General features: G+C 58.7%; 14 protein-coding genes and 1 pseudogene. 4 read left to right on the plus strand and 11 right to left on the minus strand.

The features are described from left to right. The first annotated feature begins 185 nt into the window (after nt 1-185). The 4 genes from BUC26_RS15130 (at nt 186) to BUC26_RS15145 (ending at nt 2,992) form a co-directional block, all read left to right on the plus strand. Complete coding sequence (locus BUC26_RS15130) at nt 186-1,019, plus strand: hypothetical protein (RefSeq protein ID WP_073377449.1); 834 nt, start codon at nt 186-188, stop codon at nt 1,017-1,019. Between the two features lie 51 nt (nt 1,020-1,070). Continuing rightward, nucleotides 1,071-2,249, plus strand: coding sequence for a tyrosine-type recombinase/integrase (locus BUC26_RS15135; protein WP_073377450.1), 1,179 nt, complete (start codon nt 1,071-1,073; stop codon nt 2,247-2,249). Between the two features lie 88 nt (nt 2,250-2,337). Further along, on the plus strand, nt 2,338-2,691 hold the full coding sequence (locus BUC26_RS15140) for a type II toxin-antitoxin system RelE/ParE family toxin (RefSeq protein WP_073377505.1): 354 nt from the start codon (nt 2,338-2,340) through the stop codon (nt 2,689-2,691). Further along, nucleotides 2,684-2,992: an XRE family transcriptional regulator gene (locus tag BUC26_RS15145; protein ID WP_073377452.1), complete on the plus strand. Its 309-nt coding sequence runs from the start codon at nt 2,684-2,686 to the stop codon at nt 2,990-2,992. The genes BUC26_RS15140 and BUC26_RS15145 overlap by 8 nt, the downstream gene beginning before the upstream one ends. A 457-nt stretch (nt 2,993-3,449) precedes the next feature. On the opposite strand, the pseudogene BUC26_RS15150 reads toward BUC26_RS15145, so the two are convergent. From BUC26_RS15150 to BUC26_RS15200, 11 genes and pseudogenes are all read right to left on the minus strand, one after another. Further along, nucleotides 3,450-4,013: pseudogene (locus tag BUC26_RS15150) on the minus strand (sodium:calcium antiporter); the annotation flags it as partial. Between the two features lie 111 nt (nt 4,014-4,124). Next, nucleotides 4,125-5,162: a lipid A deacylase LpxR family protein gene (locus tag BUC26_RS15155; RefSeq protein ID WP_200907020.1), complete on the minus strand. Its 1,038-nt coding sequence runs from the start codon at nt 5,160-5,162 to the stop codon at nt 4,125-4,127. 5 nt (nt 5,163-5,167) lie between these two features. Next, nucleotides 5,168-6,289: an ABC transporter permease gene (locus BUC26_RS15160; protein WP_028577480.1), complete on the minus strand. Its 1,122-nt coding sequence runs from the start codon at nt 6,287-6,289 to the stop codon at nt 5,168-5,170. A 3-nt stretch (nt 6,290-6,292) separates the two neighbouring features. Further along, entirely contained in the window at nt 6,293-9,085 is a 2,793-nt protein-coding gene (gene rbbA / locus BUC26_RS15165) for a ribosome-associated ATPase/putative transporter RbbA (RefSeq protein WP_028577481.1), read from the minus strand. Next, nucleotides 9,082-10,155, minus strand: coding sequence for an HlyD family secretion protein (locus tag BUC26_RS15170; RefSeq protein WP_028577482.1), 1,074 nt, complete (start codon nt 10,153-10,155; stop codon nt 9,082-9,084). Before BUC26_RS15170 ends, rbbA begins: the two co-directional genes overlap by 4 nt. Nucleotides 10,156-10,284: 129 nt before the next feature. Further along, nucleotides 10,285-10,464, minus strand: a complete 180-nt coding sequence (locus BUC26_RS23795) for a hypothetical protein (RefSeq protein WP_028577483.1) — start codon at nt 10,462-10,464, stop codon at nt 10,285-10,287. After that, complete coding sequence (locus BUC26_RS15180; RefSeq protein WP_028577484.1) at nt 10,461-11,507, minus strand: HTH domain-containing protein; 1,047 nt, start codon at nt 11,505-11,507, stop codon at nt 10,461-10,463. The genes BUC26_RS23795 and BUC26_RS15180 overlap by 4 nt, the downstream gene beginning before the upstream one ends. Beyond that, nucleotides 11,497-14,487 carry a type I restriction endonuclease subunit R gene (locus tag BUC26_RS15185; protein ID WP_073377453.1) on the minus strand — a complete coding sequence of 997 codons (2,991 nt, stop codon included), beginning with the start codon at nt 14,485-14,487 and terminating at the stop codon, nt 11,497-11,499. Before BUC26_RS15185 ends, BUC26_RS15180 begins: the two co-directional genes overlap by 11 nt. Further along, nucleotides 14,484-15,527, minus strand: a complete 1,044-nt coding sequence (locus tag BUC26_RS15190; protein WP_028577486.1) for a PDDEXK nuclease domain-containing protein — start codon at nt 15,525-15,527, stop codon at nt 14,484-14,486. Before BUC26_RS15190 ends, BUC26_RS15185 begins: the two co-directional genes overlap by 4 nt. Beyond that, a complete protein-coding gene (locus tag BUC26_RS15195; RefSeq protein WP_043775376.1) occupies nt 15,514-16,929 on the minus strand; it encodes a restriction endonuclease subunit S in 1,416 nt (471 codons plus the stop codon). Before BUC26_RS15195 ends, BUC26_RS15190 begins: the two co-directional genes overlap by 14 nt. Beyond that, entirely contained in the window at nt 16,929-19,061 is a 2,133-nt protein-coding gene (locus BUC26_RS15200) for a type I restriction-modification system subunit M (RefSeq protein ID WP_028577488.1), read from the minus strand. The genes BUC26_RS15195 and BUC26_RS15200 overlap by 1 nt, the downstream gene beginning before the upstream one ends. Between the last annotated feature and the right edge of the window lie 2 nt (nt 19,062-19,063).

The raw sequence follows: 19,063 nt of genomic DNA on the forward strand, positions 1-19,063 counted from the left end.
CTCGATATCCGCAGGTCACGGACAATCTGTTTGATCTTCTTGCCCTCAACGAAATGATATCGGCGTATCTTGGCGATCGTCTCCACTATCAGCATCCCCCTCCCTCCATGGTCAATTCTTGACCATGGAGGGATACCATAGGGGGTCAATTTTCGACGCTGATTCCGGCTCTCAGGGGGTCATTATTGCACGCTGATTTACACCTGTCCCGCGCCAACCGCCTGCATACCTTTTCCGATGTAAACCGCCTGTCCGGAATCACCTTGTCACAAACAGAAGGCACCCTGCGCTACCTGGACGAGAACGACAAGGAAATTGAAACCGGTATCCGCCTCGGCGAAGGCGACATCATCCTGAGAATCTACGATAAAGTCCTGGAAATCAAACGCAATGGCACGAAACAATCGCTGTTCGCTTCCGTCTGGGGCAAAGAGGAATATAACGAAAGCCACGTTACCCGCGTCGAATTCCAACTGAGGAAAAACGTCCTGAAACAATTCCAGGTCAAAAGCCTCGAAGATCTGAGAAACAGACAAGACGGCCTGTGGAAGTATTGCACCCGCGACTGGTCGAAACTCTCGGAACAACCGGTTGACCGGAAGAACCGGCACCAGGACCGGATCAAACTGCATGAGTTCTGGCACCTGGTCCAGTCGGTCAGCTGGGGCACCTCACCACCAACCATCCGCCGCAAACCACTCCCTCAGAAAGATAAATACCTGCTCATCGATATGATGGTCGGCTGCGCGATGAACCTGGCCGCGATCGACGGCTGCCAATACGACAACATCGAGAAAATAACCATGTACTTGATGGGCGAGGTAGACACCTGGTGCCGAACGAAGGCCAGGGAAATCAACCCGAAAACCGGCCGCTCCGAACTCCAGGAGAAAATGAAAACCAAGATCAACGAAGTCTGGCCGTACGGCTACGGTGAGATCCCCGGCCCGAGCGAACACGACAGCGTGAACGGCTTTTTATCCCAGGGCAAGACGATAGACTATCAACCTGTCTTGTAATCAGAGGGTATTTTGTTGACTTCATATTCCATTTCGCATAGTGAACTATGCATGCGCGGTGGAATATATTCTTACGAGAAATGCCCCGAATGCGGTCAGAGCTTTAAGTACGTTGACACAGCTCGCGGCCTGGTCTGCCCTTCCCATCCAGACCGCAGAGCAAACAACGAATTCGTTGTCCGTTTCGGCCGGCAGGTCAGACGCCGGTTCACCAGCTTTGAAAAAGCAGAACGATTCCTCACCGGCCTACGCTATGAAGTGGATCGCGGTACTTTCGACCCCAGGGACTACGAATCAAGCAACCCGCTCGGCTTTGAAAACCTGGCCGAAAAATGGTTAACCATCAAAAAAGAAGAGGTCAAACCTTCATCCTACGCCAACCTCGAACGCTTCATCATTGCAGCAATCCACGAATGGGGACCGAAGAACGTCAAGGAAATCGGATTTGCCGAACTGGAAGACTTTCTTCATAAACAAAAAGTCAGCAACAAGACCAAATCAAATATCCGCTCATGCCTCCATTCCTTCTGGAACTGGCTGCTGCATCGCAGAATTGTCACCACTCAGCAATTCCCCGACTTTCCCACGGTAAAATTCAACCTGGGCTATCGAAAAATCATCGACAAAGAAACCCAAACCGCCATTCTCAATGAAGTAAAACGAATCTCATACGATAGAAACCCCAGGATCTGGCTAGGCATCAAATGGCTCTGCACGTATATTTCAATCCGCCCTGGGGAACTGCTGAAAGTCCAAGAACAGGATCTGAACACCCGCCTCGGCTGCTTCATCATCAAACATTCAAAGGAAGGCCGCGAAAAAATCGTTCCCATGCTTGAAGAAGACCGGGATCTCATCAACAGCCTGCCGATCGGCCTGCCGGAACTTCCGTTTTTCCGACATCACAAGAGAACGAGCGGCACCCGCCCAGGGACACCATTTGGCGAAAAGTATCTTTATAAATGGTGGAAAATAGCCTGCAGCAACCTCGGCATCGAAGGCGTCGACCTATACGGCGGCACCCGCCACAGCTCGGCCACGGCCTTGAAGGAACTGCTTACTCCGGAGCAAATCAAAGCCGGAACGATGCACAGCACCAACAAAGCTTTTGAACGGTATTTCCAAAGAAACAGCCAGGACGCGATACAGGTGTACAGCCTGACATCATCGTTTCAGGAAGTTGAGAAATCAACCCAGCCCCAAAAGATAATTTCTTACCGAAAAAACTGATCACCATCAACTATCTGAATTACTAGGCAATCTATCGGAAAGAGAAATCATAGCTTGACAGCTATATAGCCTAGTGGCTATTTTACTTATGAAATGGGAAATTGAATACACTGACGAATTTGAGAATTGGTGGAACACGCTGGATCCGGATGAACAAGATTCGATAGCCGTCACAGTTGGCCTGTTGGAAAAATTGGGTCCGAACCTGCCGAGACCCTATTCAGACACTGTAAAAGGATCCAGCTTTCCAAATATGAAGGAACTTCGAACCCAGCATAACGGGCAACCTTATCGGACGTTATATGCCTTCGACCCTCGCAGAACAGCAATCTTGCTCATAGGCGGCAACAAGACAGGGAAGAAGAACTGGTATAAAACGATTATTCCTATCGCAGATAAGCTTTTTGCTGATCACCTGAAGGAGCTGGAAAATCATGGCTAAATCATTCAACTTACTCAGAAGCAAATTGTCCGAAGAGCGGAAGGTAAAGATAGATAAGCGGGTAGAAGAGCTTATCAAGACCATGCCGCTTGCAGAACTACGTCAAGCGCGGCAATTTACCCAAGAACAGCTGGCACATTCCATGAAGATCAAACAGGCTTCTGTTTCAAAGATGGAAGGTCAAACGGATATGTATATTTCCACACTTCGGAAATATATAAAGGCAATGGGTGGAGATCTGGAGATAATTGCAAAATTCCCAGAAGGAAGCGTTCTGATAGAGAAGTTTGAAACCCTTTAAAACCGTCTATCCATTGCATTTGATATAGTCAATCACCCGCTCTTTCGCCCCCCTCCCCAGCAGCCCAATATCATTGAAAAAGATAAGCCGGTATCAAACTGATACCGGCTTATTCCCAACTCAAAAAACGGGACACATCCGGGACACCATTTGATGTCCCTGAATTTTCTTAACTGACTGATATTGCTCTAGATAAATGGTGGAGGGAACGCCGACCTACCGCAAAACAGTCTCAAAGCCCGCGCTCCTCGTAACTCCTTGATAATAAACGCCGAAGTCATCTTACACAACCACTTCCCAACAACCCGACCAGAGAAACGATTTTCTCCCCTGATTTCCCGGCACCGGACGAGGGTGACGGGTTTGCAGTAAAACCGGATACCTGGCGTCGAGCAGCAACAACTTCGAATCCAGTTTTCGGACGCCGGTTCGGTTCCCAAAACGGAATCGAATTGACCTATGCCTGCCCGCCAAAAACCGTGCTGATCAGGTAGGCCGTATAGCCCACGTAACAGACCAACAGCACCGCGCCCTCGATGCGGTTGATACGTCCTGGTCCCCGGAATCCATAGCCGATCACGAATAGCGACAGGGTCAGTGCGGCCATCACCAGCATGTCCCGGTTGAAGACTTCCGGCCCAACGGCCAGCGGGTGAATCGTACCGGCGATCCCCACCACCGCCAGGGTGTTGAACAGGTTGGAGCCGAGAATATTACCGAGAGCGATATCGTGTTCGCCTTTCCTGGCTGCAATGATTGATGAAGCCAGTTCCGGCAACGAGGTGCCGACCGCGACCACGGTCAGGCCGATGATCAGATCGCTGACTCCGAATCCATGGGCGATCTCCACCGCGCCCCAGACCAGTACACGGGAGCTGACAATTAAAAGCGCCAGCCCCACCACCAACCAGAAGACCGCACGGCGGATGGGCATGGCGCGAACGTCCAGTTCCTGCTCCATCTCGTTTCCCAGCGCATCCTCTTTCTTCCGCAGCCCCTGCCAGATGGAGATGGCTACGATCTGTTGTGCAAGGTCATTTCGCCTACTTTGGTGTGCCCGTCAGTCGGGCTTCAAAAAGACCAGGCAGGATAGCGAAGTAACCAACTGATCCATTACTCGTAACGCGCACTATCAAAGTTGTAGTGAAAGGCTGAGCGCCCCGAAATCATCGCGGCGGTCGCCCTGGCCTTTGAACTCCCGTGTCCTGAGCACATGGGTATAACCCAAACGCAGGTTCCGCCAGGTAATAGCGATACCGAACTGGAGGTCTCCCACCAGCGGTTCTTTGTCTACGTTGCGGCTGTCGCGAAAGGTGTTGCCGTCAAGAAAGATGTTGCGGGCGACGGCCCGGCCCTCAATGCCTGCAAACAGATACCAGCCGAAACCGTGCCGAGGAATAAAAAAGCCTGAGCCCGGCACGCTGGGCTGGATTCGGGGAGGGCCATAGTCGAGCGGCAGGTTTTTGCCGTAGCGCAGCATTAAGCCGGCATTGGCGTAGGTGAATATGTTGCCCAGGGCGCCACCCGCATGCGGAGTCAGGTCGAAGGGAATGCCCAGCAGTGATTCCGCAACCAAACTACGCCAACTGCGGCTATAGGCCAGGATGAACCCTGGCTCGTTCTTGAGTTGGGTGTCCCAGCCTCGCGGTTCATCCGCGTTCACGAATGAATGAACGCGCTTCTGGGTCTGTTCAGCAAGCGAGGCGGGGCCTACCATGCCCACGGTCAATTCGAGTTGATCAAGACGTTGCCCGGTTTCGGCGATTAAGCCAACGGAACCATAGAGCCAGCCGCCATAAGGGCGGTCATCGAGCGGGGGGTCCCGCAAAGTGATGTCCTCCGGAGTATACATGTTCTGGCCGACCGCGTAGCTCGCCCGCACGGCTTTGCCGACAGGGAACAAAGGGAACTTGTCGGCCAGGCGCAACACCCACTCCGGAGTTTTGTCTTCGGCAGACAACCAGGATACACGCACCCCGTTGGTGTAATTCCGGTCGGTATTGTAGAACAGGTCGTTTTCCAGGACCAGGCTGAGGATGCCCTTCTCCGCCTTCTCGGCGGCGAAGGCCGCCGTGGGCGCGAGCAAAAGCATGCCGATCAGGATGGCGGCGATTCTCCTTCCCGGGTGGATCACTCCGGGATTTATGGTGAGCATCGGGGCTGCCGTCATTCTGCTCATCCCATGGTCTCGATGGTTTTCCGAAATCGCGCAAGCGCGAAACCAAACAATGCCGTTCCGATCAGGGCCAGGCTGACGAACTGCGGCCAGACCGCCGTGAGGCCAGCGCCCCGGTACAGGATCGACTGAGCCAACATCACAAAATGCGTGTTGGGCGCGGCGAGCATGATGTACTGGACGGCCTCCGGCATGCTCTCGCGCGGCGTCGAAGCGCCGGAGAGCATTTGTAGCGGAAGCAGCACCAGCAACAGCAACAAGGCGAACTGCGGCATGGAGCGGGCGACGGTGCCGAGGAAAATGCCCATCGAGGTGGTCGCGAACAGATGCAGCGCCGTGCCGGCCAGGAACAGCGCGAGCGAGCCCTGGATCGGTACGGAAAGCCAGCCCTGCACGACGACGGTGAGTGCCGTGGCAGTGGCGGCAAGGACGATCAGCCCCATCGCCCACACCTTGCTCGTCATGATCTCGAATGGCGTGACCGGCATGACCAGCAAATGCTCGACCGTGCCGTGCTCGCGCTCGCGGATCAGCGCCGCGCCGGTTAGCACGATGGAGAGCATGGTCACGTTGTTGATGACCTGCATGACGGCGCCAAACCATGACTTGTTGAGCTGGGGATTGAAGCGCGCGCGCAGCACCAAATCGACCGGCAGAGCTGGCACCTCGCGATAACGCTGCACGAAAGCGCGCACCTCGTCGCTCACGATGGTCTGGATATATCCACTGCCGGTGAACGCCTGGCTCATCCGTGTGGCGTCCACATTGAGCTGAATCGTGGGTTGGCGCCCGGCGAGCAGATCGCGCTGGAAGTTCAGCGGAATATCCAGGGCGAAGGTGGCCAGGCCGGCATCCATGCGGGCATCCATCTCCGCGTGGTCGATGATTTCGGGGGTCACGAAATAAGGCGGGTAAAAGGCGCTGACGATGCGCCACGACAGCGGTGAGCGATCCTCGTTGACGACCGCGATCGGCGCCTTGTTGAGGGTCTCCGGCATGGCCGTTGCCGCCGTGTAGACCGAAATGGTGAAGGCATAGACGATCAGCACCAGCATGATCGGGTCGCGCATCAGGCTGCGCAACTCCTTGATTCCGAGATGAAGGATGTTGGCCGGGCGCATGGACTATCGCTCCTGCTTCTTGAGCAGCGCGGCGGCGAGCGCGATCAGGATCGGCACGGCCAGCGCCAGCGGGACGAAGGCCGCCTGCAGATCGGAGAAGTCGAGCGCCTTCGAGAAGGTGCCGCGTGCAATGGTAAGGAAATGGGCGGTCGGGTAGATCTGGCCGATCAGCCGGCCCGCTCCTTCCAGCGATGAGACTGGATCGATCATGCCGGAGAAGTTGACCGCCGGCAGGATGGTGAGTACCGCCGTGCCGAAGATCGCCGCGATCTGGCTGCGCATGAAGGTGGAAATCAGCAGCCCCACGGCCGTGGCGGCGCCGACATAGAGCAACGCACCCGCCGCCAGGGTCAGGAAGCTGCCCTTCAGCGGCACGCCGAAGACGGTCACAGCGAGCAGGGTGAGCAACAGAAAGCTCAGGAAGGACAGCACTATATAGGGTAACTGCTTGCCGAGCAGGAACTCGAGCCGCGTGGTGGGCGTGACGTAGAAGTTGGTGATCGAGCCGAGCTCCTTCTCGCGCACCACGCTGAGCGCCGCGAGCATGGAGGGGATCAGCATGAGCAGCAGCGGGATCACCGCCGGCACCATCGCCACCAGGCTCTTGACATCCGGGTTGTAGCGGAACCGGGTCTCGATATTCACGAGCCCCGCCAAAGCCTCGCCGTGCCCAGCCTCGCGCGCCTTGGTCGCCAGCCAATGGGCATGAATCCCCTGCACATAGCCGCGGATGGTCTCTCCCCGTGTCGGCATGGCGCCGTCGATCCAGGCGCCGATCTCGACCCGCCGGCCCCGTGCGATGTCGCGCGCGAAGCCCGGCGGGATCTCGATCGCCAGACTGATGTCGCCTTCGCGCATTCGCCGGTCGAGATCAGCATAACCGGTAATCGGAGCCCGCTCGATGAAGTACCGGGAGCCGGCGAGGTTGAGCGTATAATCGCGGCTGACGGTGGTCTGGTCGCGATCCAGCACCGCGAAGGTGAGATTCTCCACATCGAGGCTGATCCCATAGCCCATCACGAACATCAGGATGACGCTGCCGAGCAGGGCCAACGTCAACCGGATGGGATCACGGCGCAGCTCCAGCCCTTCGCGCCGGGCATAGCTGATCATGCGCCGGGGGTCGAATCGGCGCCGCCAGCCCTGTGGTTCGACATGACTTGGCGAGGCCTCGACTGAATCGAGCGAAGTGCTTGCGTCCGGTTGGCGTGCCTCGCCAGCGCTCTGCGCTTCGGCATCCTTCAGATAGGTGATAAAAGCCTCTTCCAGGCTGTTCTCGCCATGTTTGCTTGCCAGGGTGGCAGGCGCGTCAGTCACCAGTACCCGACCTGCATGCATCAGCGAAATGCGGTCGCAGCGTTCGGCCTCGTTCATGAAGTGGGTGGAGATAAAGATGGTCACCCCGTCGCGGCGCGAGAGCTCGACCAGCATGCGCCAGAAGGTGTCGCGCGCCACCGGGTCGACACCTGAGGTGGGCTCGTCGAGAATCAGCATTTCGGGCTTATGGATCATGGCGACTGCCAGCGACAGGCGCTGGCGGTGGCCGAGGGGCAGCCGGCCCGGCAAGCTGTCAATCACTGTGGTCAGATCGAAGCGTTCAACCATTTCGTCCACGCGCCCTGAAATCTCGGCAGCGGGCACGTGGAACAGCCGGGCATGCAGCGTCAGGTTCTGTCGCACCGTCAGTTCGGTATAGAGTGAGAAGAACTGCGACATGTAGCCGACGCGGCGGCGGGTCGCGAGGTCGTGCGGGTCCACCTCGTGTCCGAACAGCCAGGCCCGGCCTTCGCTCGGCGGCAGGAGACCGGTCAGCATCTTCATCGTCGTGGTCTTGCCGCAGCCGTTGGAGCCGAGAAAACCGAAGATCTCACCCCGTGGGACACGCAGGTTCACATGATCGACCGCGGTGAACTCGCCGAAGCGCATGGTCAGATCCCGGGCCTCGATCGCGGTATCGCCATCGTCTTCCGGCCGCGGCGGAATCTCGACCGCCCGATAATCCCGGCGCTTGTCTTCCGGCAGCAGCCGGATGAAGGCCGCCTCCAGCGAAGCCGCCCCCGTGCTTTGCAGCAGGCCTTCGGGCGTGTCGCTGGCCAGCACCCGCCCACCGTCCATCGCCGCCAGCCAGTCGAAGCGGGCCGCCTCCTCCATATAGGCCGTGGCCACCAGCACGCTCATGCCGGGCCGGGAACGACGGATGCCGGCGATCAACTCCCAGAACTGGCGGCGCGAGAGGGGATCGACGCCGGTGGTCGGCTCGTCGAGGATGAGCAGATCCGGATCGTGGATCAGTGCACAGCAGAGGCCGAGTTTCTGTTTCATGCCGCCGGAGAGCTTGCCCGCCGGGCGAGCGAGAAACGGCCTGAGCCCGGTGGCCTTGGTCAGGGCCTCGATGCGGCGCGTCCGTTCGCTACGATCCTGCCCGAACAGCCGTCCGAAGAAGTCGAGGTTTTCGGCCACCGAGAGCGTCGGATAGAGGTTTCCTCCCAGACCCTGGGGCATATAGGCGATACGCGGGCCGAGTGCGCGCCGATGGCGCGCATCGGCCATATCGCCGCCGAGCACCTCAACCTGCCCCGTCTGGACCGCGCGGGCGCCCGCGATCAGCGCCAGCAGGCTCGACTTGCCGACCCCGTCCGGGCCGATCAGCCCGGCCATGCAGGCCGCAGGGAAATCGAAGCTGACCTCGTCGAGCGCACGCACCTTGCCGTAGCGCAGGGACACATCCCGCAGGCGGGCAACCGGTGCGGCAGCACTCACGCCATCCTCGATCTGTGCATGTATGTCCCGGCTCATTGCGGCAGCCTCGTCTGCAGTTCAGGCGGCCAATCCACCCGTGGGTCGAGCCGCACATAGGCCATGCCCGGCAGGCCGGTCTTGACCTGGAGGAGGTGCTCTCTGAGCAGATCCGGGGCGATCCGCGCCTTGACCCGGAACATCAGCTTCAGGCGTTCTTCCGTTGTTTCCACCGTTTTCGGGGTGAACTGGGCCTCGTCGGCGACGAACGAGATCTCGGCCGGGATGACGTATTGCGGGGCGGCATCGAGCACAAGACGCGCTTCGGTACCCAGTGCGATCCGTCCGGCCGCCTTCGTCGGCAGGAAGAAGGTCATGTAGACATCGGTGAGGTCGATCATGTTCAGGACAGTGCCACCGGAGGCCAGCACCTCGCCGGGCTGGGCCACCCGGTATTGCACCCGTCCCTTCTGCGGCGCCTTCAGCACGCTGTCATCAAGGTCAGCCTGGATTCGCTCAAGCATCGCCCGGGTCGCCTCCACATCGGCTTGCGCGCCAAGCACCTGCGATCTGGCCGTGGCAATGGCCGCGGCCGCCCTTGCGACATCAGCCTCGGCAGCGCGCAACATAGCTTCGGCGCTGAGAAAAGCGGCTCGATCGTCGTCGAATTTCTGCTGGGAAACGGCTTTGTCGGCGACCAGCGATCGCGACCGCTCAAGCCGTATCCGTGCCACCTCGGCCTCGGCCACGCGTTGCGAGACCACTGCCTGCGCTGCCGTTTTCTCGCTTTGGCGCTGCACGACCTGGCTGTTGGCGATCCGCACCGAGTTCTCAGCCTGGCGCAAGCGGGCCAGCCCTTCTCTCAGCTGAGCTTCCAATACGGCGGTGTCCATCTTCGCCAGAACTTGTCCGGCCGTGATGAAATCGCCTTCGTCCACCAGGATATCCTTGAGCCGCCCCGCCGTCTTGGCGGCTATGTCAATCTCCACCGCTTCAATGCGGCCGTTGCCGCTGGTGAAGCCGTCGGGAAGACCCTTTTTCTGCAAGGATTGCCAAGCAAAGAGTGCGGCCCCGATAACAAGCACCCCTATGGCGATGGCCAGCAACCGTCCTTTATTAAGCTTCGACATTTTTTGACCTCCGCTTTGCCCCGTTCCCAGAGAACAGGCGGCCATTCCGGAACAGATTCCAGTGAGCCGAAATATCTCCTAAAAACGGCTGCCCGGAATCCTTGTATTCTGGATAAGGGGCCAGCTTCATCACTCAGCCTCCCCGACAATCTGTTCCAGAAAGCCTTCGGTCTCCTGCTCCAGGGCGTAGATATCGGCCTTGATCTTATTTAAAGTGCATCCATTACGGAAGATCAGATGGCTTTTGATTTTGCTTATCCGTTCAATGGCCATTCTGTTCCCCACCGTTCCTCTGTCAATCGTGCTCATTTCACATCCCCTCCCATAGCAAACTCCTCATCGATCTCGAACAGATCCGGCGTCGAACGATGGACGCCGATGCCGTGTTCCATCAGCAGCATTACAAGCTGTTCCCCGTTCATCAGGGCGATGGGAGTCTTGTCGGGCTGGGCCGCTTCCTTGATGGCTCCGGCACTGAAGTCGCTGGTGGTAATGATCAGCCCTTGCTCGTGTGCTCCGAGGCTGCCGCGCACCTGCTGCACAACCGGAGCTTGGATATTATTCTTGAGCTTCCATTTCTTGACCTGGACGGCCATCTTGATGCGGACCACGGCACCGACCACCAAGGTGCCCCGGACATCGATGCCGCCGTCGCCGCTGAGTTTGGTCACCTCGACCATCTCGAAACCCATCTCCGCCAGTAACTGAGAGATGAACTCCTCGAACTCACCGGGCTTCATGGCCAGCAAGCGCTCGCGCAGGACCTTGCGGACCTGGTGGTTGTGCTGCTCGATTTGGAATGCGAGTCCACGCCCCATCCATTGGCTCAGGCCCACATAGCCACGACCGTGCTGAACGAAGCGGGGCCGCTCACCGCGTTTCTGCTGGCGCTTGATCTCGGTGATCACCTGGGCGTACATGGTGGCCTCGGGCGTTTTGCCGCCTGTCACCAGCCAGCCTTTTTGCAGGGCCTTCTCGGTTATTTCCTTGTAATGCATCGGCTTCTTGCCGCCGAACTCTTCGAGCACCTTCTGAGCGCAATCAGTGAAGGAGAAACCCGCGTTCGGATGATGTTTTGGGGCTTCTTCGACGGCCGCAGGAACCGGCGCAGCGCCGCTCGATATTTCAGTGGAATCTCGAAGTGCGAAGGTCTGAGGGCCGACTTTTACAAAGGGCGACTTGTCCCCATTGCTCTTGATGTCGGAGTAGAGCCGGGCGCTGACAGTGGCGTCTGGGGTCTTACCTCCGGACTGCCAGAGACCGGCAGCCATGATCTGCTCGGCGATATCCTTGGCGTGCAGCGCCGTTCCGGCCTGTTGCAAAACCTGAATTGCGGCCGTTTTAACGTCCATGGCTCGTTCCCGTTGCGGATTGTTCGGCCTGTTGCTGATAAGTCACGCCAAAGATGGTGTCGCCCAGCCATTTCTTGAACGACGGATTGTCGCTGAACTGCTTGAACAGCTCGGTGTGGTCGGACAAGAGGTCGATCATGACGCGTTGCAGCGCGGCGTCGTGTTCGATCCGGGCGGTCTTCTTATCGTTGTTCTTCATGGCGTTCTGGTAGGCGGCGTCCGCTGCGACCTTGGCCGGGATCTCCTCGGCGATGACCTGGCGGATCTTGTCGCCGTCCTTCCAATCGATGTTGCCGAACTGGTCGTTGAACGCCTTGATGATGTTGCTCAGTTGGTCCAGCTCCGGTTCCGGTTTGCGGCCACCTCCGCTGGTCGGCACCGGTCCGATTTCAGCATCCTGATCCGGAAGGCCTATCTTCAGGCTGGTTTTCACCTCGACACGGTAGCTGTCCATGTCGATGGCCTCCAGGATGCCCCGGGACAGGTCCTCTTCCTTGGGCGCGGGGAGTTTCGGGATCAGGAAGTTCAGGAAGATCGACAGCTTTTCCCAGTCGGCATTCGAATACGCCAGAATCGAGGACAGAAAGCCGTAGGTGCGGACGAAAGCCTTGGCCTTGCCCTTGAAGTCCACCTGGCCATCTTCGTCGAGATCGGCGTTGTAGGTGGCCACGCAGGCGTCCAGGATCGGGTCGAGCTTGTCGCGGTCCGCGCCGTTCAGGTAGAGCCCCACCAGGTCGTCGATTTGCTCCTGGGAGTAGACCTGGTAGCCGTCCAGATCCGACTTCAGGTCGTGCAGTTTATTCGGGTCGGTTTCGTCACTGAGGATAGTGGTGCGGTAATAGGGCTCGAACGACTTCTGGATGGTCTCCGAGTCGTTGTGGAAATCGAGCACAAAGGTATCGTGCTTTTTCGGGTGGGCGCGATTGAGCCGTGAGAGGGTCTGCACCGCCTTGATGCCGGAGAGCGCCTTGTCTACGTACATGGTGTGCAGCAGCGGTTCGTCGTAGCCGGTCTGGAACTTGTCGGCGACGATCAGGAAGCGGTACGGGTCCTGTTGTACCTTGTCCGGGATCTGGCTGCTGGGGAAGCCGTTCAGCGTCGCTTCGGTCACTTTCTTTCCGCCATACTCGTGCTCCCCGGAAAAGGCCACGATGGGCGCGTAAGGGCTTTTACGCTCCTTGAGGTAGTCCTTGAAGGCGTGGAAATACTGAATGGCTCGCTCGATACCGTTGGTGATGACCATGGCCCGGGCATGGCCGCCGATCTTGCGGTGGCCGATCACCTGGGCGTGGAAGTGGTCCACCATGATCTCCGCCTTCTCGCGGATGGCGTGATCATGGGACTCCACATAGCGGCGCAGCTTTTTCTGGGCCTTGTTAGCGTCGAAGAGCGGATCGTCCTCCACTGTCTTGGCCAGGCGGTAATAACTCTCCACCGGGGTGTAGTTCTTCAGCACATCGAGGATGAAGCCCTCCTGGATGGCCTGCTTCATGGTGTAGCTGTGGAACGGGTGATGCTTCACGGTGCCGTCGGGCTGCGGGTCCGGCTCGCCGAAGATCTCCAGGGTCTTGTTCTTGGGGGTGGCGGTGAAGGCAAAGTAGCTGGCGTTGGTCACCATCTTCCGGCCTTCCATGATCTTGTTGATCTTGTCCTCGGTATCCAGTTCATCCCATTCCGCCTTGTATTCACCCGGCTTTTCCGCAACGGCCATGTTCATGGCGGCGGTGGTCTTGCCGCCCTGGCTGGAATGAGCCTCGTCGATGATGATGGCGAATTTGCTCTTGCGGTGTTCGTCGCCGATCTCATCGAGGATGAACGGGAACTTCTGCACGGTGGTGATGATGATTTTCTTACCGGCCTTGAGGAAGCGGCGCAGGTCGCCGGAATGCTCGGCATGGCCGACGGTGGCGGAAACCTGGGCGAACTGCTTGATGGTGTCGCGGATCTGTTTGTCGAGCACCCGTCGGTCGGTGACCACGATGACCGAATCGAACAACGCCTTGCTCTCGTGTTCCAGCCCCACGAGCTGGTGCGCCAGCCAGGCGATGGAGTTACTTTTGCCGCTGCCCGCCGAGTGCTGGATCAGGTAGCGTCTGCCGACGCCGCTCTCAGCGGCATTGGCCAGCAGCATGCGCACCACCTTTAGCTGGTGGTAGCGGGGGAAGATCTGCTTGTGCCTTTTTTTGCCGGTCTTCTCGTCCTTTTCCTTCACCACCTGGGCGTAGTTTTCCAGAATGTCGGTCAACCCCGCCTTGGAGAGGGCCTCCTTCCACAGATAGTCGGTGGCGAGCCCGGCCGGGTTGGGCGGATTGCCAGCACCGTCGTTGTAGCCCTTGTCGAAGGGCAGAAACCACGAGCCCTTGCCCTTGAGGTGGGTGCAGAAACGCACCTCGTGATCGTCCACGGCAAAATGAACGACGCAACGGCCGAACTGAAACAGCAGCTCCTTCGGGTCGCGGTCACGCTGGTACTGCTGCACGGCATCGAGCACCGTCTGCTTGGTGAGCTTGTTCTTGAGTTCGAAGGTGGCGATGGGCAGGCCGTTGATGAACACGGCCATGTCGAGGGAGAGCGCAGTCTCATTGCGGCTGTAGCGGAGCTGGCGGGTGACGCTGAAGACGTTGGCCGCGAACCGCTCGGCCGCCTTCACGTTGCCTGGCGTCGGCGTGCCGTAGAAAAGGTCCACATGGGCCGGGCCGTGCTTGATGCCGCCGCGTAGCACGTCTACCACGCCGCGCTTGGCGATCTCGCCCTGCAGGCGGTGCAGGAACTGGGTGCGCTTGGGGCCTTCCTCGTCGATGCCAAGAGCCTCATAGGTGTCGGGCTGGGTGGCGGAGAGGAATTGCAGCAGCTTGGCCCGGTCGACGGCGTGTTCCCGGTCGTAGTCCTGCGGGTCGCCCTGAACGTATCCGGCCTCCTCCACGAGGGACGCGACGATGATGGACTCCAGGCCCTTTTCGCTGGTGTCGGTCGGTTTCATAGATCCTCCAGCAAATGGGCGATGTCCTTCGGCGACGGCAGTTGACCTTTCAGCGCCTTGGGCAGGGTCTTGGTGATTTCATAAGTGGCCACGCCGATGGGCTTGCGGGCGTCGTGCAGGGCGTATTCCACAATCGTGCGGCTCTTCTCCTTACACAGGATGATGCCGATGGAGGGGTTCTCGTCCTCCTGGCGGACCTGCCGGTCCAGAGCCGCCAGATAAAACTGCATCTTGCCGACGAACTCCGGCAGGAACTCGCCGACTTTCAATTCAATGGCGACAAGGCAGCGCAGACGGCGGTGAAACAACAAGAGGTCGATGAAAAACTCTTTGCCGTCCACCTCCAGCCGGTATTGGCTGCCCATGAAGGCGAACATGCCGCCCATGGCCCGGAGGAAATCCTCGATCCGGGCGATGAGCGCCCGCTCCAGCTCCCGCTCGCTGTGCTCCTCGCCCAGCTCCAGAAAATCGAAGGTGTATTCGTCCTTCACCGCCAGCTTGGCCTGGGCGCGAAGTTCCGGTGTGAGCGCCTGGTCGAAGTTGGTCTGGCCGAGCAGGGATTTTTCGTAGCTCTGGTTGTCGATCTGATGGATGAGCACGTTCTTGGACCAGCCGAACTTGCGGGTCATGCGCAGATAGAATTCCCGCTCCAGCGGGTCCTTGCAGCGCTCCAGGATGGCCAGGTTGTGGCTCCAGCCGATTTCTCGCACCAGTGGTGCGAGTTTTTCGAGTCCGTTGTACGCCTCGAAAAAAGCCTTCATCCGCCAGAGGTTGGAAGCCGAAAAGCCCCCCACGCCGGGAAACTCCGTCCGCAGATCGGCGGCGAGCTGTTCCACCACCGCCTTGCCCCAGCCTTCAACATCCTGCCGCTCCACGATCATCCGCCCGATGTCCCAGTACAGACCGACCAACTCCTTGTTGACCGCCTTGAGGGCTTCATACTGGGCGGAGCGGATGCGCTCCTTAATCTCGGACAGCAGGCGCGGGTAGTCCTGCGGTTTGCCGAGGCTGTTTTTTGGGGTTTTGTCAGTCGGTTTCATCCATCTCCCCCTCGTCATCGATCACGTCATCGGCATCGGCGGTGTCCTCTTCCAGCGCCAGCAGCTCTTCATCGGCAACCTCCGGCACCTCGATTCCGCGCACATCCACCTGACCGGTGACCACATCGGAAATCAGCCGGGTACGGTATTCGCGCATCAGCTCGATCTCGCGTTGGGCGCGGGTGATTGCTTGGTCGATCTCGGCCGATTTTTCCTGGATGTGTTCGAGAATCTCCCGCTGCTCTTTGATTGGCGGCAAACCGATTGGATAGTTTTTCACAAAATCCGATGGAATCCTCTGCTGGCCAGCCGCGCCGGTCATGTATTGCTCGCCCAGCAACAAGAACTGTTTGGTTGACGTGAGGAACCGAAGGAAAGCGCCGTCAATGGCCTTTGAAGGACGAAGAACGATCAGTTCGGTAGTGCCAAAGCCGAAATCAGATTCAAGCCCTTTGAGGTAAGCTCCTTTGCCATTTTCAAAGCAGGGAGTGATTTTCGCGACAACCACATCCCCGCGTCGGAAATAGGTGAAGCCATTCCAGACTTCGGACAGAGTGCGTTTTTCAGAGCAGTCGATATCCCCATTGACAGAGATGTTCTCCATGGGAAGAAAGACAACCTTTTCTTCATCCGCCGGATTCGCTCGTGTCTCAGATTTTGATGGATTGAAGCTGACCACGCGTTTGAGCTTCGTGGCATCCCAATGCTCCGGAATATCTCCGATCCATTCCACGCCGCTGGGCTTGAACTTGACCTTGGGATCAAGCCCCCGGGTCACGGCCTGATTGATGACGTTCTGCTTCTGCTCCTTGAGAAGTTCAATGAACCGCCGCTTGTTGCGGATAAATTTTCGGAACAAACGGTCTTGCGCCTTCAGGAATCGTGCGATGGCTTGCTGCTCTTCCTGCGGAGGGCAGACCACCGGCATGCTCAGAAATTTATCGGGATAGAGCCTGAGCCGGGAAGAGCGAATGCCCGTTGACCGGCAAATGTATTCCGACCGATATCCTTCAATCCGCAACAGACTGTCGAGATAGTAGTAGTCGTAATCCTGGTTGCTTCTTGGCCGGTAAACGCCATAGGCGGGACTCACAATTCCAGCATGGTTCGAGACGCCCAATGCAGACATCCAGGCCCACATCGTATTGATGATCAGGTCTCCGGGTTGGCAACGTTTCTGACCGACATTCGACTCGGCCTTGAACATGGTCACGTTCTTCTGGCTGCGGGGAGTCACTCCGGTGATGTGCGACACCGAGAGCATTTCTTCATCGCCTGTCAGGGAGCGATCATCAATCTCCTTGAAGTAATACTTTGCCCGCTTCTCAGGCCAATGTGCGGGGATGCTCCCGACCCAGCTCACAACCGCGTCCTTGTATTCTGGATAAGGGGCCAGCTTCATCACTCAGCCTCCCCGACAATCTGTTCCAGCAGCCCTTCGGTTTCCTGCTCCAGGGCATAGATGTCATCCTTAATCTCATCCAAGGTGCGCATGGGCGCGGGCCGGTAGAAGTGGCGGGTGAAGGAGATTTCGTAGCCCGTCAGTGTTTTGCCCGGGTCGATCCAGGCATCCGAGGTGTAGGGCAGCACCTCGCGCCGGAAGAACGCCTCGATGCCGCCGTCTTCCAGAAGTGGTACCTGCTCGCTGTCGCGCAGGGCGGTATCCGGCTCGTATTCGACCACGCAGTGTTTGCCGCCCACCTCGGCCTCGAACAGGCCGTGGATGGGATCGGGCGTGGCCTTGCCCGGCTTGTGGACCTTCTTCAGTACCGGCGCGGCATCTTCGCTGGTGTCGCAGAGGTCGCTCTGCAGCAGCTTCTTGCGCTTGGCGGTGAGCTTGACACCGTGCTTGTCGGCATCGGTGTCGCAGGTGTCCATGAAGGCATTGAAATCGAGGTGCGGCCCGGCTCCGATGGTCTTCGCCACACGACGGGCCAGGTTGGCCAGCGGCTCTTCCCTGGCCTTGGCGCAGGCCCGCTCGAACCGGTCCAGCCGGGCCGGGCTCAGGTCAACGGCAAGGCGCAGCGGGCGGTCCACCGTCACCTTCCAGTAGCCGAAGGCCTCGTTGGGGAAAATCTTGGATTTCTCGGTTTCAACTGGATTGACCACCAGGTCGCAGATGGCGCGGATGTGCTCCTCGGAGAACTCGCAGTTCTTCTTGCCGAGGTTGCGGCGCAGCGGTACGTACCATTCGGTGGCGTCGATGAGTTGGACCTTGCCCCGGCGCGTATCAGACTTGCGGTTGGTCAGCACCCAGATATAGGTAGCGATGCCGGTGTTGTAGAACATGTTCTCCGGCAGGGCGATGATGGCCTCCAGCCAGTCGTTTTCGATGATCCAGCGGCGGATGTTGCTCTCGCCCTGACCGGCGTCGCCGGTGAAGAGCGACGAGCCGTTGTGAACCTCGGCGATGCGGCTGCCGAGGCGGGTGGTGTGCTTCATCTTGGAGAGCTTGTTGACCAGGAACATGAGCTGCCCGTCCGAGGAGCGGGTGATCATCTTGTATTCCGGGTCGCCGCCGTGCTGGGTGACAAAGCGCGGGTCCTTGATATCACCCTTGCCGCCCAGGCGCTCCAGGTCGGTCTTCCAGCTCTTGCCGTAGGGCGGATTGGAGAGCATGAAATCGAATTCCTGCGACGGGAAGGCATCGCTGGAGAGCGTGGAGCCGTACTTCATGTTCTCCGCCTCAGCCCCTTCGCCTTTGAGCAGCAGGTCGGCCTTGGAGATGGCGTAGGTTTCCGGCTGCACCTCCTGGCCGAACAGATGAATGGAGACATCCTTGCCGTGGCTTTCGGCCAACTCGGCCAAGCGCTCTTCAGCCACTGTCAGCATGCCGCCGGTGCCGCAGGCTCCGTCATAGACGAGGTAGGTGCCCGATTCAATATCGTCGGCCACCGGCAGGAAGATCAGGTCGGCCATGAGCTTGACCACGTCGCGGGGCGTGAAGTGCTCCCCGGCCTCTTCGTTGTTCTCTTCGTTGAAACGGCGGATCAGCTCCTCGAAGATGGTACCCATGGAGTGGTTATCGAGGGCCGGAAGCAGCTCGTTGCCGTCCACGTCCCGCACCGGCTTGGGGCTGAGATTGACGCGGCCGTCGAGAAACTTCTCGATCAGGTGGCCGAGGATGTCGGCCTCGATCAACGTGGGGATCTGGTTGCGAAACTTGAACTTGTCGAGGATCTCCTGGACGTTGGGTGAAAAGCCATCCAGATAAGCTTCGAAATCGGCCTTGAGCTGTTGTTGCTTGGCGCGGTTCTTCAGGTCGCGCAGGGTAAAGGGCGAGACGTTGTAAAAGGCCTCGCCTGCGGCCTGGCAGAGCGCGGCGTGCTGGTTGGCGATTCCGGCCCCGTCGAGTTGCTTCTTCATGCCGAGCACCTTTTCCTTGCTCGGCTCCAAGAGTGCGTCGAGACGGCGGATGACCGTCATTGGCAGGATCACGTCGCGGTACTTGCCGCGCACGTAGACATCGCGCAACACGTCGTCGGCGATACCCCAGATAAAATTCACGATGCTGTTGTGGATCACATGGTTCATAG

Source organism: Desulfofustis glycolicus DSM 9705 (assembly GCF_900130015.1).
GTDB lineage: Bacteria > Desulfobacterota > Desulfobulbia > Desulfobulbales > Desulfocapsaceae > Desulfofustis > Desulfofustis glycolicus.